12 protein-coding genes are annotated in these 15256 nt (G+C 72.5%); 1 reads left to right on the forward strand and 11 read right to left on the reverse strand.

Annotated features, from left to right (window positions below; genetic code table 11):
• Window positions 1-8: 8 nt before the first annotated feature.
• The 10 genes from ispG to rpsB form a co-directional block, all read right to left on the reverse strand.
• Window positions 9-1163 carry a flavodoxin-dependent (E)-4-hydroxy-3-methylbut-2-enyl-diphosphate synthase gene (gene ispG / locus BCD48_RS23605; RefSeq protein WP_071050553.1) on the reverse strand — a complete coding sequence of 385 codons (1155 nt, stop codon included), beginning with the start codon at window positions 1161-1163 and terminating at the stop codon, window positions 9-11.
• Between the two features lie 75 nt (window positions 1164-1238).
• Window positions 1239-2417: a M50 family metallopeptidase gene (locus tag BCD48_RS23610; protein ID WP_071050554.1), complete on the reverse strand. Its 1179-nt coding sequence runs from the start codon at window positions 2415-2417 to the stop codon at window positions 1239-1241.
• Window positions 2417-3655 (reverse strand): 1-deoxy-D-xylulose-5-phosphate reductoisomerase, encoded by a 1239-nt coding sequence (gene dxr, locus BCD48_RS23615; protein ID WP_071050640.1) that lies wholly within the window; start codon window positions 3653-3655, stop codon window positions 2417-2419. The genes BCD48_RS23610 and dxr overlap by 1 nt, the downstream gene beginning before the upstream one ends.
• Window positions 3656-3996: 341 nt before the next feature.
• A complete protein-coding gene (locus BCD48_RS51525) occupies window positions 3997-5406 on the reverse strand; it encodes a CE1 family esterase (RefSeq protein WP_071050555.1) in 1410 nt (469 codons plus the stop codon).
• Complete coding sequence (gene rlmN, locus BCD48_RS23625; protein WP_083419088.1) at window positions 5393-6709, reverse strand: dual-specificity RNA methyltransferase RlmN; 1317 nt, start codon at window positions 6707-6709, stop codon at window positions 5393-5395. The genes BCD48_RS51525 and rlmN overlap by 14 nt, the downstream gene beginning before the upstream one ends.
• A gap of 304 nt (window positions 6710-7013) precedes the next feature.
• Entirely contained in the window at window positions 7014-8138 is a 1125-nt protein-coding gene (locus BCD48_RS23630) for a phosphatidate cytidylyltransferase (RefSeq protein ID WP_241841943.1), read from the reverse strand.
• A 326-nt stretch (window positions 8139-8464) separates the two neighbouring features.
• Window positions 8465-9022: a ribosome recycling factor gene (gene frr / locus BCD48_RS23635; RefSeq protein WP_071050556.1), complete on the reverse strand. Its 558-nt coding sequence runs from the start codon at window positions 9020-9022 to the stop codon at window positions 8465-8467.
• Entirely contained in the window at window positions 9019-9798 is a 780-nt protein-coding gene (gene pyrH / locus BCD48_RS23640) for a UMP kinase (RefSeq protein ID WP_071050557.1), read from the reverse strand. Before pyrH ends, frr begins: the two co-directional genes overlap by 4 nt.
• A gap of 438 nt (window positions 9799-10236) precedes the next feature.
• Window positions 10237-10851, reverse strand: a complete 615-nt coding sequence (locus BCD48_RS23645) for a translation elongation factor Ts (protein ID WP_071050558.1) — start codon at window positions 10849-10851, stop codon at window positions 10237-10239.
• Window positions 10852-11301: 450 nt separating this feature from the next.
• Entirely contained in the window at window positions 11302-12174 is an 873-nt protein-coding gene (rpsB, locus tag BCD48_RS23650; RefSeq protein ID WP_071050559.1) for a 30S ribosomal protein S2, read from the reverse strand.
• A gap of 610 nt (window positions 12175-12784) precedes the next feature.
• Here rpsB and BCD48_RS52475 point away from each other — a divergent pair.
• Window positions 12785-13690 carry a peptidoglycan DD-metalloendopeptidase family protein gene (locus tag BCD48_RS52475; protein ID WP_071050560.1) on the forward strand — a complete coding sequence of 302 codons (906 nt, stop codon included), beginning with the start codon at window positions 12785-12787 and terminating at the stop codon, window positions 13688-13690.
• Between the two features lie 84 nt (window positions 13691-13774).
• Here the strand turns inward: BCD48_RS52475 and BCD48_RS54015 are convergent, their stop codons facing one another.
• Window positions 13775-15067 carry a tyrosine-type recombinase/integrase gene (locus BCD48_RS54015; protein ID WP_071050561.1) on the reverse strand — a complete coding sequence of 431 codons (1293 nt, stop codon included), beginning with the start codon at window positions 15065-15067 and terminating at the stop codon, window positions 13775-13777.
• Window positions 15068-15256: the final 189 nt, after the last annotated feature.

The raw sequence follows: 15256 nt of genomic DNA on the forward strand, positions 1-15256 counted from the left end.
ATCCGCGGCTAGCCGACGGAGACGGAGGGCTCGCCGGAGGCGACGCCCGCGGTCTCCATCTCCTCGGCGAGGCGCATGGCCTCTTCGATCAGGGTCTCGACGATCTGCGCCTCGGGCACGGTCTTGACGACCTCGCCGCGGACGAAGATCTGGCCCTTGCCGTTGCCGGAGGCGACGCCGAGGTCGGCCTCGCGGGCCTCGCCGGGGCCGTTGACGACGCAGCCCATGACGGCCACGCGCAGCGGCACCTCCATGCCCTCCAGACCGGCGGCGACCTGGTTGGCCAGCGTGTAGACGTCGACCTGGGCGCGCCCGCAGGACGGGCAGGAGACGATCTCGAGCCGCCGGTCACGCAGGCCGAGCGACTCGAGGATCGCCGTGCCGACCTTGACCTCCTCGACCGGCGGGGCCGACAGCGACACCCGCAGGGTGTCGCCGATGCCCTCGGCGAGCAGCGCCCCGAACGCGACGGCCGACTTGATCGTGCCCTGGAACTGCGGGCCGGCCTCGGTGACACCCAGGTGCAGCGGGTAGTCGCAGCGCTCCGCCAGCATCCGGTAGGCCTGGATCATGACGACCGGGTCGTGGTGCTTGACGGAGATCTTGATGTCCCGGAAGTCGTGCTCCTCGAACAGCGAGCACTCCCACAGCGCCGACTCGGTCAGCGCCTCCGGCGTGGCCTTGCCGTACTTGGCGAGCAGCCGCTTGTCGAGCGAACCAGCGTTGACGCCGATGCGGATCGGGATGCCGGCCGCCGAGGCCCGGCGGGCGATCTCGCCGATCTTGTCGTCGAACGCCTTGATGTTGCCCGGGTTCACCCGGACCGCGGCGCAGCCCGCGTCGATCGCGGCGAAGACGTACTTCGGCTGGAAGTGGATGTCGGCGATCACCGGGATCGGCGACTTGCGGGCGATAGCGGCGAGCGCGTCGGCGTCGTCCTGGCTAGGCACGGCGACCCGGACGATCTGGCAGCCCGACGCCGTGAGCTCCGCGATCTGTTGCAGCGTCGCGTTCACGTCGGCGGTCAGGGTGGTACACATCGACTGCACCGAGACCGGCGCGTCCCCGCCGACCAGGACGCTGCCGACCTTGATCTGCCGGCTCACCCGGCGCTTGCCGAGCGGACGAGCCGGAGCCTGTGGCATGCCCAGAGTAACGGTCACGTTGTCCTCACTGGGATGGGTATGCGGTTGCGCGCACGACAGACCGATGCCCGGAGCGGCGCGCCTCGCGGATCACTACGGATGGATCGGGTTGACGATGTCGGCGGACAGGATAAGCAGGCTGAACCCGAGCAATACGACGACCGTCGCGTACGTTGCTGGTAACAGCTTGACGAAGTCCACCCGCTGTACGGGGCCACGGTAGCCACGCAGGCGCCGCAGGCCGTGCCGCGTCTGCTCGAACGCGAGGACGGCGATGTGGCCGCCGTCGAGCGGCAGCAACGGCAGCAGATTGAAGATCCCGACGGCCAGGTTGATCGCCGCCACCAGGACCAGGAAGTTTCGGATCCGGTCTGGCCAGGAGCTGTCCGGCGCGGCGACGACGTCACCGCCGATGCGGGCCGCGCCCACGACGCTGACGAAACCGGCGGGGTCACGGTTGTCGCTGAACAGGTTGCCCAGTTCGTCGAGACGGTGGGTCAGCGTGTCGTACATCCCGGTGACGCCGGACCAGATGACCTCACCGGTGCGCGGGATCGCCGCAATCGGGCCATAGCGCTCGGAGTCAAAGCCCGGCTTCACGCCGAGAGCCCCGACCGGGTCGGTCCCCGCCGCGCCGGTCTGCCGGTTGCGCAGCACCTGCACGAGGTCCGGGCGCAGGGTGACCTGCTTGCCGTCCCGGTCGACGACCACGGTCGCGGCGCCCGCGCCGTGGTCACGCACGAGCTGGGTGAACTGCTTCCAGCTCGTGACCCGCACGCCGTCGAAGGACAGCACCCGGTCGCCGACCTTCATGCCGGCGGCGGCCGCGGGTCCATCGCCCGAGCACTGGTCGCTCGTCGACACGCAGCTGGTCGCGCCGATCTTGTTCTCGCTCACCTTCGCCGGCGCGCCCAGGGCCAACAGGACGACGTAGATCAGCAGAATGGCGATAATGAAGTGCACGACCGAGCCGGCCGACATCACCACGAGCCGGGCTCGCGCCGGCTTGTTGTAGAACGCCCGCGGAACGTCGTTCGGGTCGATCTCCTCGAGGGGGGTCATCCCCTCGATCTTCACGAACCCGCCGGCGGGGACCAGCTTGAGGCCGTACTCCGTCTCGCCGCGCTTGCGCGACCACACGGTCGGGCCGAAGCCGACGAAGAACCGGGACGCCTTCATCCCGTAGTGGCGGGCCGTGAAGAAGTGCCCCGCCTCGTGCAGGCAGACCGAGACCAGCAGCGCCACCGCGAAGGCGACGATGCCCAAGGCCATCACCGTGACACCACCGAGCCTTCGTCGGCCACCGCGCGTTCGATGAGGCGGCCGGCGGCGGCCCGCGCCTCGCGCTCGGTGGCGAAGACCTCGTCGAGCGAGGGCTTCTCGATCACCTCGTGCGCCGAGAGGACCTCGGCGACGATGTCGACGATCCGGACGAACGGCAGCTTCCCGGCGAGGAAGGCTCCGACCGCCTCCTCGTTCGCCGCGTTGAACACCGCTGGCGCTGTCCCGCCTCGCTTGCCCGACTCGCGGGCGAGCCCGACGGCGGGGAACGCCTCGTCGTCAAGCGGGAAGAACGTCAGGTTCTGGGCGGTGGTCCAGTCCATCGGGCGTTGCGCCTCGGGCACCCGGTCGGGCCAGCCGAGCGCGAGCGCGATCGGCAGCCGCATGTCCGGCGGCGACACCTGGGCGATCGTCGAGCCGTCGTAGAACTCGACCATCGAGTGCACCAGCGACTGCGGGTGCACGACCACGGCGATGTCGTCGTAGGGCACGCCGAAGAACAGGTGCGCCTCGATCAGTTCCAGCCCCTTGTTCATCAGGGTGGCCGAATTGATCGTGACGAACGGGCCCATGTCCCAGGTCGGGTGGGCCAGAGCCTGCTCACGGGTGACAGCGGCGAGCTCCTCACGGCGCTTGCCACGGAACGGGCCGCCGCTGGCGGTCAGCACCAGCCGGCGCACCTCGTCGCGCCGGCCCCCGCGCAGGCACTGCGCGAGCGCCGAGTGCTCGGAGTCCACCGGGATCAGCCGGTCCGGGTTGCCCCCGAGCGCGTCGAGCACCAGCGGCCCGCCGGCGACCAGGGACTCCTTGTTGGCGAGCGCCACCGTCCGGCCGGCGGCGAGCGCCGACAGCGTCGGCGCGAGGCCGACCGAGCCGGTGATGCCGTTGAGGACGATGTCCGACTGCCAGGCGGCGATCTCGATGGCGGCCTCGGGGCCGGCGAGGATCTTCGGGACCGCGAACCCACCGCGGCGGTAGCCACGCTTGGCGGCCTCGGCGTAGAAGGCCAGCTGGAGATCCTGCGCGGCGGACGCGGCCGCCACACCGACCACCTCGACACCCAGGTCGAGGGCCTGCTGCGCGAGCAGGTCCACCCGCCCGCCGCCGCCGAGCAGACCGACGACGCGGAACTTGTCCGGGTTGCGCTGGACTACGTCGATCGCCTGAGTTCCGATCGATCCCGTCGACCCGAGCAGAACGACCTCACGAACGACCCGTGGCTGCGACACCACCCCATTGTCGCAGGCTCGTCCGCGGCCCGACGACGGCCTGTTCGGTTCACCCCTGTTCGGTTCATGACACCCCGCGCCCGCCGACTGGCTGGTGACGTCTCGGCCCGCGCCGCCGGGTTCGGCGTTCGTTCCATTCCGTAGCCAGTCGGCGAGGACGCCGTGAACAACCTGAAGCAGAAGTGACGAGCTCGGGAACAGCCTCGGACACGCGGACGGCTGCCGCACCGTGAACCTGCCCGGATCAGGCTCACAGGTGCCGCGAACCGTCGATTCCCACCCGGCCCGCGCCGGGCACGAACCCCTCAGGACCGGGCGCGGCGGGATCGGGGTGAGACCGCTCAGCCGCCGGCGAGGGCGCGGCCCAGGGAGTCACCGATGCTTGGGGAGTCCGCCGAGACGACCGAGCCAACCACCGGGTGGGCCTGGAAGTAGAGAAGGCTGACCACCGTCGCGCTGAACGACGTCGCGGTCGGGCCGAGCTCGGGGCGCGCCTCCGCCTGGGGCCAGGTATGCCCGCCGCCGGTGACCGACAGGGCGCCGACGTCGGGTTTGCCGTCGCAGGTCCAGGCGGTCAGCTGGCCCAGCCCTGGCAGGGGCTGTGCCTTGGGCGCGGCGGAACAGCCGACGGCCTGGGCATAGCGGCCGAGGCGTTCGGGCACCGGCTGCGCGGTGACCCCGGTGAACGGGGCGGCCCGCGGCGCGCCACCTCCGTCCCAGGGAGCAATCTGGTCGGCCGCGCCATGGACCTCGAGAAGGTTCGTGACCGACTTCGCGCAACTGGCCGGCACCGTGCTGCCGGCAACGGAGACGATCGCCGCGATCCGCCCGGGCAGCGCGCAGCTCGCGGCCACCGCCATGTCGGCGCCGTCCCCGAACCCGGAGGCGAAGACCCGGCCGTCGGCAAGGCAGCCCCGGCCGCGCACGTCGTTCAGCAGCGCGGCGACGAACGCGACGTCGTCCGGCCCGACGGCGCTCGACCGGATGAAGTTCCACCGGTTGTTGACCCCGGCCGGGTCGACGACGACGTAGCCGCGCTTCGTCGCCTCGCCCGCCAGCCCGGTGTAGGCCTCCTGGTCGGTGGGCGCCTGGCCGTCGGCATGGAAGTTGAGGATCAGCGGCCGCGGCTGGGTGTCGCCGGCGGCGGCGGGCGGGACCGCGAGCAGGTAGCTGCGCTTCGTCGAGCCGACGGTGACGGTCTCGGTGGTCACGCCCGCCCGAAGTGTCTTGCCGGTCTGGCAGCCGCTCGGACCGGGGGTGGCCGCGACGACCGTCGCGTCGCCGTCGCCGTTCCCGTCGGCGGCCGTCCCCGCGGCGTCATCGGGAAGGCCCGCCCGCGCGGCGGCGGCGATGTTCTCCCCCGCCCCGCCCGGCGAGTCGGCCGGGCCGCGCGCGAGTGCGTACCAGAGCAGCATCAGGAGCACGATGGCGGCGGCGGCGATCGGTACCAGGGTCGTGCTCCTGGACGTGCCCGCCAGCAGGCCGCCGCGGCGCGCGGCCTGCCCGCGCCGCGCCCCGGAGGCACGATGCCCCCGTCCGGGGGTGGCATCGCGCGCGCCGGGCTCAAGGCGGCTGGCCAGGCCACGACCGGTCGAGGAACGCGCCGAAACCCGACGGGCCGAGACGTCGCCGGCCCGGCCTGCGCCGCCGCCCCTGCCAGCGGCGCCACCCCTGCCAGCGGCGCCACCGCGGCTGGCGGCACCGTCGCGGCCGGCGGCACCGGCCCTGGACGACGGGTTATTGAAGGCCACGGCCCACGTCGGCGTCGTCGAGGCCCAGGACGCCCTCAAGGTTGTCGGTGACGCCCGGAGTGGCGTCGCCCGCGCGGCGGGGGCTGGCGGCGTCGTCAGCGGCGAGTTGGCCGCAGGCGGCCGCGATCTCGCGCCCGCGGGTGTCACGGACCGTCGTGGTGATCCCGCGGGCGCGCAGCCGAGCGACGAACTCCCGCTCGGCTGCCGCGGCGCTGGCGTGCCAGCTCGATCCCCGGGTCGGGTTGAGCGGGATCAGGTTGACGTGCACGGGTCGCCCGGCGAGACGCCGAGCGAGCAGATCGGCCCGCTCGGGCTGGTCGTTGACCCCGTCGATGAGGGCGTACTCAATGCTCACCCGCCGTCCCGTCAGCGACGCGTACTCCCAGGCGGCGTCGAGCACCTCGGCCACCTTCCAGCGGGTGTTGATCGGGACGAGGGTGTCGCGCAGCTCGTCGTCGGGAGCGTGCAGGGAGACCGCGAGCCGCACCGGCAGCCCCTCGCGGGCGAGCCTGTCGATCGCCGGGACGAGGCCGACCGTGGAGACGGTGAGCGCGCGGGCGGAGATCCCCAGGCCGTCCGGGGCCGGGTCGCTGATCCGGCGCAGCGCGGTGACCAGCGTCCGGTAGTTCGCGAGCGGCTCGCCCATGCCCATGAACACCACGTTGGACAGTCGGTCCCGCGGCCTCCCGGAGCCCGACGAGGAGTCAGCCTCGCGCCCCGCCTGGCCGGGATGCCCATCATCACCGGGCAGCTCGCCGCGGCGCAGCACCCTGGCGGCGTCCACGACCTGTTCGACGATCTCGGCGACCGTCAGGTTGCGCGTGAGCCCGCCCTGGCCGGTCGCGCAGAACGGGCAGCCCATGCCGCAGCCGGCCTGGCTGGAGACGCACACGGTCGCCCGGTCCGGGTAGCGCATCAGCACCGACTCGATGGTCGCGCCGTCGACGGTGCGCCACGCGGTCTTGCGGGTCGCGCCGTTGTCGCAGGTGAGCGTCCCGCCGGCGGTCAGCAGCCTCGGCAGCAGCGCGTCGGCCAGCACGTCGCGGGCGGCGGTCGGCAGGTCGGTCATGCCGGCCGTGTCGCCGGGCGCGGCGAGCCGGGCGAAGTAGTGCCGGGCGAGCTGGTCGGCCCGGAAGGCCGGCTGACCGAGCTCGACCGCGGCGGCGCGGCGCTCGTCGCGGGAGAGGTCGGCCAGGTGCCGTGGTGGCTTCACCCGACGAGGCGTGACGGTGAGGCCCACCGCCCGCCCGGCTGGACCATCGGTCCTGCCGGCATGGCCGGTTCCGGCGCTGATGGCTGTCATAGCCCCTCCTTCCCCACCGATCTGCCAATGCGCTACCCGGTGCTGGTCCGCAGGCTCACCCCAGATCTGGCTAGGCAGACAGATCGCAGACCTCCCAGATCGGCTTCCAGACCTCCCCGATTGGCTTCGCCAATCGGGCAGGGACCCCGGATCCGGCAGGAACCCCGGGGACCCCGCGGGCAGCTCGAGGCAGAAGCAGGGATACGGCCAAGGCAGAAGCAAGGATATCCCGAGACAAGGCGGTGCCCTCCCGGCCGCCCGCGGCCCGCGAGGGCGGGCAACGCGGGTCGGGACCGGGCGGCGGTCAGCTCGGTGGCAGGAAGGAGTTGATGAGCAGCCAGGCGACCGGCGCGGTGCACAGCAGGGAGTCGAGCCGGTCCATGACCCCGCCGTGACCGGGCAGCAGGTTGCCCATGTCCTTGATGCCGATGTCGCGTTTGAGCAGCGACTCGCCGAGGTCGCCGACCGTGGCGGTGCACACGACGGCGAGCCCAAGGAGAACCCCCTGCCAGACGTGCCCGCCGAGCGGCCAGCCGACGACCACGCTCGCCACCACGACGCAGGCGAGGGCGGAGCCGGCGAAACCTTCCCAGGACTTGCCCGGTGAGACCGACGGCGCGAGCTTGTGGCGCCCGCCGGAGAGCACGCCGGCGGTGTAGCCACCGATGTCGCTGGCGACGACCGTCCCGAGGAAGGCCACCACCCGCCAGCTGCCGTCGGCCGGCGCGGTGAGCAGCGCCGCGAAGCCGGCGGCGAACCCGACATAGACGGCGGCGAAGATCGTGGCTGCCAGGTCGGCCGGCAGCCCCGCCGGCTCGCCGACGGCCCGGACCGCAACGGCGAGCAGCACGGTGAGCGCGAGCGAGCCGACCAGCGCCCCGGGCCCGCCGGCGTAGGCGGCGATCGGCATCGCCACCGCGCCGGCGACCAGCGGTGCCAGCGGCGGCCGCAGCCCCGCGAGCCGCAGCGCCCGCACGACCTCGAAGGTGCCGATCGCGACGGCAAGGCTGATGACGCCGACGAACCCGGCCTTGAGCGTGAACAGCGGCACCAGGATCAGCGCACCGAGCACGGCGCCGACGGCGATGGCCGCCGGCAGGTTGCGGCCAGCCCGGATCCGCCGGCGGGCGGGCCGGGCCGGCTCGTCGGCGGGGCCGGTTTGATCCGCCTGCCCCACATGGTTCTGAGGGGAAGGCTCACCCTCGGCGGGCGGGCTCACGACCACGCCATCCGGCGCGTCGGCCGCGGCCGGCGCGACAGGCTCGCCGACGGGCCCGCTGACGCGGAGCCGTGAGGCTGGGTCCTCCGGGGCCCCTCCGAGACCGGCGGAGCCGTTCTCGGAGGTCCGGATCCGCGCCGATGGATCGGCGGGGGCGGATTCGTGGCCCAGCCCGTCGGCCGGCGCCGTGGCGCGCAGACCTTCGCTCACCTCGCCCCTTCGCTGACCTTGCGTCGTTGGTCCGGGGGATCGTCCCCCAGCCAGGCATGATGGGCCACTGGGGGCCGCCGAGGAACATCCCCTCGGATTCGTCCACGTGGATTCGGAGGGGACCCTGCCGCCCTGCCGAACGAGGCTCCGCGCTCGCGGCGGATCCCCGCACGTCGCCCTCGGCGCCATGCGGGGGCTCGCCGCCGGCCGTCGTGGACCGGCCCGGAGCCGACCCCGACTGGCCGGCCGGCTGACCGGACGGCCGGCCCGGCCGTGGAGAACGCTAGGACCGCCGCCTGAGGACCGCCCAGACCAGCTGGAAGCGCTCAGACCGACAGGAGGTCGGACTCCTTGGCCTTGAGTAGCTCGTCGATCTGGGCGACATAGCGGTGGGTCGCCTCGTCCAGGTCCTTCTCCGCCCTGCGGCCGTCGTCCTCGCCGGCCTCGCCGTCCCGGACGATCCGGTCCAGTGCCTCCTTGGCATGGCGACGCACGTTGCGGACGCTGATCCGGGCGTCCTCGGCCTTTCCGCGGGCCACCTTGACCAGGTCACGCCGCCGCTGCTCGGAGAGCTCCGGGAAGACCACACGGATGATCGAGCCGTCGTTGCCCGGGTTCACGCCGAGGTCGGAGTCGCGGATCGCCTTCTCGACGGCGGCCAGCGACGACTTGTCATACGGCGTGATAATGACCATGCGGGGCTCGGGGATGTGGAACGATGCGAGCTGCTGGACGGGGGTGGGCGCGCCGTAGTAGTCGACGAGGATCTTCGAGAACACGGCGGGCGTGATCCGGCCCGTCCGGATGTTGGCGAAATCCTCTTTGGCGACCGAGACGGCCTTGTCCATCTTCTCCTCGGCCTCGAGGAGTGTGTCGTCGATCACCGCTGTCCTTCCGTTCCGTAGGCGTCGACACTAACCAGAGTCCCGATCTTCTCACCCCGCACGGCGCGCGAGATGTTCCCTTCGGTCAGCAGGTCGAAGACGACGATCGGCATCGCGTTGTCCATGCAGAGGCTGATCGCGGTGGCGTCCATGACCTTCAGCCCACGAGTGAGGACTTCCCCGTAGGTGAGCGTGTCAAAGCGCACCGCGCCCGGGTTGGTCCGCGGGTCGGCGTCGTAGACGCCGTCCACCTTCGTCGCCTTGAGCACGGCCTGTGCCTTGACCTCCAGGGCCCGCTGCGCGGCGGTGGTGTCGGTCGAGAAGAACGGCGCGCCGAGACCGGCTCCGAAGATGACGACCCGCCCCTTCTCCAGGTGCCGGATGGCGCGCAACGGCAGGTACGGCTCGGCGACCTGGCCCATGGCGATCGCCGTCTGGACCCGGGTGACCGTGCCTTCACGCTCAAGGAAGTCGGCCAGGGCGAGACAGTTGATGACCGTGCCGAGCATGCCCATGTAGTCGGCTCTGGCCCGGTCCATCCCGCGTTCGGCGAGTGCCTGGCCCCGGAACATGTTGCCCCCGCCGACGACGATCGCGACCTCGATGCCCGACCGGGCCACGTGCGCTACCTGCCGCGCGATCGTCGAGATGGTCACGGGGTCGATGCCCAGCTGATCGCTGCCGGCGAACGCCTCACCAGACAGCTTGAGCAGGACACGCGGCCACCTGGGCTCGGTGCTCTCAGGCCCGGTGGCCACCTCGGCTTGATCGATCACGGGTGGCCCTCTCCCCACAGGGGCCGCCGGAGGTGCGCGCGTGGAGCATCGCGCCTCCTTTGGCCGCGCCAGCGGCCGTGATGTTCGGCCGGAGGTCTTCGCTGACTGCCAGTCTGCCCCATCCGGGGCCGTCCCTGGTGGCCCGGCCCCACCGGCGGCAGGTCGCCCGGTCATTTCAGTAGGACTGATGCCCGTGTACGGGCGGGCAACCGGAGACGCGGGGCAGTCGGCGGGCCATTCTGTCGGCGGCCCGCCGTTGAAGGGAACGTCGGCCTCCGGCCGGGGCCGCGTTCACCGCCCCAGCCAAGCGCCGACGACCGAGTAACCAGGAGGCGAAACCAGACGCGGCTCCGGGGCTGTCTCCCGAGCATCACTGCCCAGAAACCCCGGAGCCGGTCCCAAAGGATGCCTAAACGGGCGAATCCCGCGGCGCCTGCCCTATGACTGGCGGATGTTGAAGCGAGCGAAGCGCCCGATCTCGATCTTCTCGCCGAGCGACGCGCCCGCGTCCTCGACGAGCGCACCGATGGTGATCTTTCCGTCCTTCACCCACGGCTGGTCGAGGAGCGCCACGCTCTTCCTGTAGCCGTTCAGCTTGCCCTCGACGATCTTGGTGATCGCGGGCTCCGGCTTGCCCTCCTCGCGGGCGGCGGCCGCATAGATCCGCCGCTCCTGCTCGACGACCTCGTTCGGGATCGCGTCCGCGGTCACGTACAGCGGGTCGGCGGCCGCGATGTGCTGCGCGATGTCGCGGGCGAGTTGCTGGAACTGTTCCGTCTTGGCCACGAAGTCCGTCTCGCAGCGCAGCTCGACGAGCACCCCGATGGTCGGCGGGAGCTGCGGGTCGGTGCGATGCAGGTAGGAGTCGACCAGGCCGTTCGCGGTCGAGCGGCCGGACCGCTTGGCGACGCCCGCGAGGCCTTTCTCGCGCAGCCAGGCCTTCGCCTTCTCGAAGTCGCCGTCGTGGTCGACGAGCGCCCTCTTGACATCGCTCATCCCGGCCCCGGTTACTTCACGGAGCTTGCGGATCTCGCCGGCAGTGATCTGTGCCATCGTCTTTGTCGTCCCGTTCTGGGTGTGACGGGCGTTCCCGCCCGTCGTCGGGCGCTTCGCGCCCTCCTGCGCTTATTGCGGTTCAGGGGATGTCCACGGGCGGGGCAGCTACCGCGGTCGACATCCTTGTTGCGCTGGCACAAGGCAGCCCCGGAGCCGGCGCGGGGCGCCCCGCCCTCCCCGGCACTCGCGACGAGCCTGAGGGCATCGGTCCTCGATCGCCTTGAGCCTGTAAGGCGGCTCGCGCGGCGTACCTGGTCAGGGCATGCCGCTTCGTCTCCTGGTTGGGCAGATGGCCCGCCCAGCATGCAACGCCAACCGACCAGAACTGCCGCGGGCGCCTGCCGCGCCGATCCGCTGGTCGCGCGGACCGTTCCCTGCCTGATCGGTGATACCGATCAGGCAGGGACGCGGAGCCCCGCACAAGCGAAGTAGCCGCCCGCGTCAGCCTCAGACCGAGGAGCCGACGGTGTCCTGCGCGACCTCGGCCGGAGCCTCAACCGGGGTCTCGGCAGGAGCCTCAGCCGGAGCCTCAACCGGGGCCTCGGCGTCACGGCGCAGGACCTCCTGCTCCCACTCGGCCAGCGGCTCGTCGGCCGCGATCTGCTCCGGCTTGACGTCGCTGGCGCTCGCGCCGGCGCGGGCCATCAGGCCGGCCCCGACGGCATCCGCGACCACACGGGTGAGCAGCGCGGCACTGCGGATCGCGTCGTCGTTACCCGGGATCGGGTAGTCGACCTCGTCCGGGTCACAGTTGGTGTCCAGGATCGCGACAACGGGGATGTTGAGCTTGCGCGCCTCCCCGACGGCGATGTGCTCCTTCTTGGTGTCGACGACCCAGACCGCGCTGGGCACCCGGGACATGTCCCGGATCCCGCCGAGGGTGCGCTCGAGCTTCGCCTTCTCCCGGCTCAGCACGAGCTGCTCCTTCTTGGTACGCACCTCGGTGCCGCCGGTCAGCTCGATCTCCTCGAGCTCCTTGAGCCGCTGCAGGCGCTTGTAGACCGTGGAGAAGTTGGTCAGCATGCCGCCGAGCCAACGCTCCTTGACGTACGGCATCCCGACCCGGCGGGCCTGCTCCTCGACCGCCTCCTGCGCCTGCTTCTTGGTGCCGATGAACAGCACCGTTCCGCCGTGCGCGACCGTCTCCTTGACGAAGTCGTAGGCGCGGTCGATGTAGGACAGCGTCTGCTGCAGGTCGATGATGTAGATGCCATTGCGCTCGGTGAGGATGTAGCGCTTCATCTTCGGGTTCCAGCGCTTGGTCTGGTGCCCAAAGTGCACGCCGCTCTCGAGCAGCTGCCTCATCGTGACGACGGCCATGACCGCCGCTCCTTCCCGTCCGGCACGCAAGGCCGGATTGTCTCGGTTGTCGGCCGCGGCAGGTGCCGGCGACCCCTGACGCCCGATAGGCCCCTTCCGCCGCGACGCGGCGGACCGAGGGAGCCCTCCCGACCACGCCGGCCGAGTGACCGGGTGGCGACGGGGCGCGGGAGGCCGTCGGTGATCGACCGACGACGTCGAGACACGACATCGACAGGACGACCATGGCCTGCCGCGCCCGCCGGGAGCGGGCGTGCGAAGTGAGCTCCTTGCGGAGCTCCGTTGCCGATGATACTCGGCCCGGCCGAGGGCCTGCTCGGCGCCGCCGCGCCTCCGGCCGCCAGGCCGGCCGAGATGAGGGTCGATGCGCTCGCGGGGATCCTCAGCTCGGCGTCCGGTTGGCAACTATGCGGCGGTTGCCCACAGGACCCGGGTTGTCCACAGCCGCCGGGCTCGCACTGGCGCGCCGGGTTCGGGGCGCACATCGTGTGCCGGGCCGGCCGACGACGCCCCCGGGCCGGCGCACGGCGGCCGGGGGCGGGGTCCGGTCCTCCACACCGCGCCTCCCGCCCCCGGCCGCTCCAAGGCCCGCCGAGCCGCAGGAGTTCCCATGGCCCCCGCCCCGAGCCACGACCCGCGCATCCCGCCGCTCGTCGCCGCCGCCTTCCTGGCCGCCGTCCTGGCACTCGGCGGTTGGCCTCGCCCCGCCACCGCGGGCCAGATCACCGCCGACCGACCGGCCGCCGTGGCCGAGCGGCTCGCCGCGGCGCCTCGGCTGAGCAGCGTCGCCTCCCCAGATTCGGGCGGCTCGGCGCCGCGGCCCACCGTCGTCGAGCGCCAGCCCAGCGTCGCGGCCACCGCCGACGGCCTGGCCACCGCCGGCCGTCGGGTTACGAGCCAGGCGGGCGGCAGGAAGACCGACGGCGCCAGCCCCACCGCCAGCCCGGCACGGTCGGACTCCGGCCTTGGTCCCGTTCCGGACGGCCAGCGCACCGTCGGCCCCGTCCCCGGCGGCACTCCCCCGGGCTCCGGCCTCGTCCCACAGGGGCGAGCGGTGCCGGCCGCCGCGGTCAGATGGCGGGCGCCGCTGGACGGGTCGCTGACAGTTGCCCGGCCATTCCAGCCCCCGGCTACTCCCTACGGTGCCGGGCACCGCGGCATCGACCTGCGCACTCGGGCCGGAGCGATGGTGCGGGCGGCCGGGGACGGGGTCGTGAGCTACGCGGGCGTCCTCGCGGGGCGAGGCGTCGTCGCGGTGACCCACGGCGAGCTGCGGACCACGTACGAGCCGCTGGACGTGCTCGTCAGCGCGGGCCAGCGGGTGACGGCCGGGACGCCACTCGGCCGGCTGGCCACGGGCCACCCCGGCTGTTCTCAGGACGCCTGCCTGCACTGGGGCCTGCTGCGCGGTGCCGCCTACCTCAGCCCGCTTGTTCTGCTGCTCCCCGACCCACCCCGGCTGCTCCCCGTGGCCCGCCCGATCCCCGTCACCAGCCTCGGAATGGGAGCAGGCTGACGGTGAACGGCCGAGGAGCCTTCGCGGTCGCGCCACGCGGAGCCAGGAGGCTTCGCGGTCGCGCCACGCGGAGCCCTGGCCGGATCAGGCGCGCGGATGGGCCTGTTGGAAGGCGGCACGCAGCCGCTCCGGGGTGACATGGGTGTAGATCTGGGTGGTCGCAAGGCTGGCGTGGCCGAGCAGTTCCTGCACCGAGCGCAGGTCCGCGCCGCCGTCGAGCAGGTGGGTGGCTGCCGAATGCCGCAGTCCATGCGGGGTCACGCCATCCGGGCCGCCCGTCGCGGCGAGCCGGGCGGCCAGGATCCGCCGCACGGTCCGGGGGTCCAGTCGACCGCCACGGGCGCCGAGCAGCAGGGCATGGGCGGACCCGGCCGAGGCCGCAGACCCAGCCGACGCTCTGGGCGTGCTCGGAATGCTCGGGGGCCCGGGGGCTTTTGTCGGATCGACGAAGCCAGGCTGGGAGGCCCTCGAGGACGTTCGGACGAGTTCGGGCCGACCGGAACGCAACCAGCTGGCAAGCGCGCGGGCCGCCGGAAGGCCATAGGGAACGGCGCGTTGCCGGTCGCCCTTGCCGGTGACCCTTAGCAGGCGCCGTTCATGGTCGACATCGTCGAGGTCGAGCCCGCACAGCTCGGACACGCGCACGCCGGTGGCGTAGAGCAGTTCGAGCACCGCGTCGTCGCGCATCCGCAGCGCGCCAGCCAACCGACCTTCCGGATCGCCGGCCGCCCGGATCGCCGGCCGCCCAGCAGGCCCCCCAGATAGCCGACCTCCCAACACACCTCCCAGATCGCGTTCGCCGATCCGGGAGGGACCCTGGGCTTCGTCGATCCCAGAGCAGCCGCGGGCCTCGCCGATGCGGCTGGGCCCCTGTCGTCGATCCGGCAGGGGCCCCGTGTCCGATGCGGCGGGAATCGTCTCGCCGATCCGGGAGGAACCCCGGCCGCCGGCCGGCGGCCCGCCGACGCCGCCCCGCGTCTCAGAGCCAGCCTCGTCGGCGGCCGGGGAGGGGCCCGACGGCGGCCCGGCGAGCAGGGTGCGTGCCTGCTCCACGGTGAGCACCCGTGGGATCCGCCTCGGCGCGCGCGCACCGGCCAGCCGGGCCGCGACATCCTCCGGCAGGTGGCCGCGCCGCGCGGCGAACGCGGAGAACGCCCGCGCGACCGACGCTCTGCGCGCGAGGGTGGCCGGCGCGGCGCCGTCCGCGCGCAGGCTCGCGAGCCAGCCCCGCAGCACGGCCAGGTCGAGCGCCGTAAGCTCCGGCCTTCCCAGCCTGATGGCATGTGCCCGCAGGCTCGCGAGATCCGCCCGGTAGGCGCGCACGGTCTGTGGTGACCGGTTCAGCTCCGCGATCAGGTGGTCCACGAAGGCGGCCACCGCTCGGTCCCAGCCGGGTTCCCCAGCACCACCCGGTCCAGAAGCCTCAGTCGGTCGCATGCCGCCACTTCACCACCTCACAGCGGTCACGTCACGCCAGCTTGATCGCGCGTTCGCCATCCCGCCGATGTACGCATCTCCGCCCGCCCCTCCGATTGCGACGACAACCGTGCGGCGCGGCGACAGCCG

Origin of the sequence: Pseudofrankia coriaricola (assembly GCF_001854805.1) — a bacterium.
Lineage (GTDB): Bacteria > Actinomycetota > Actinomycetes > Frankiales > Frankiaceae > Pseudofrankia.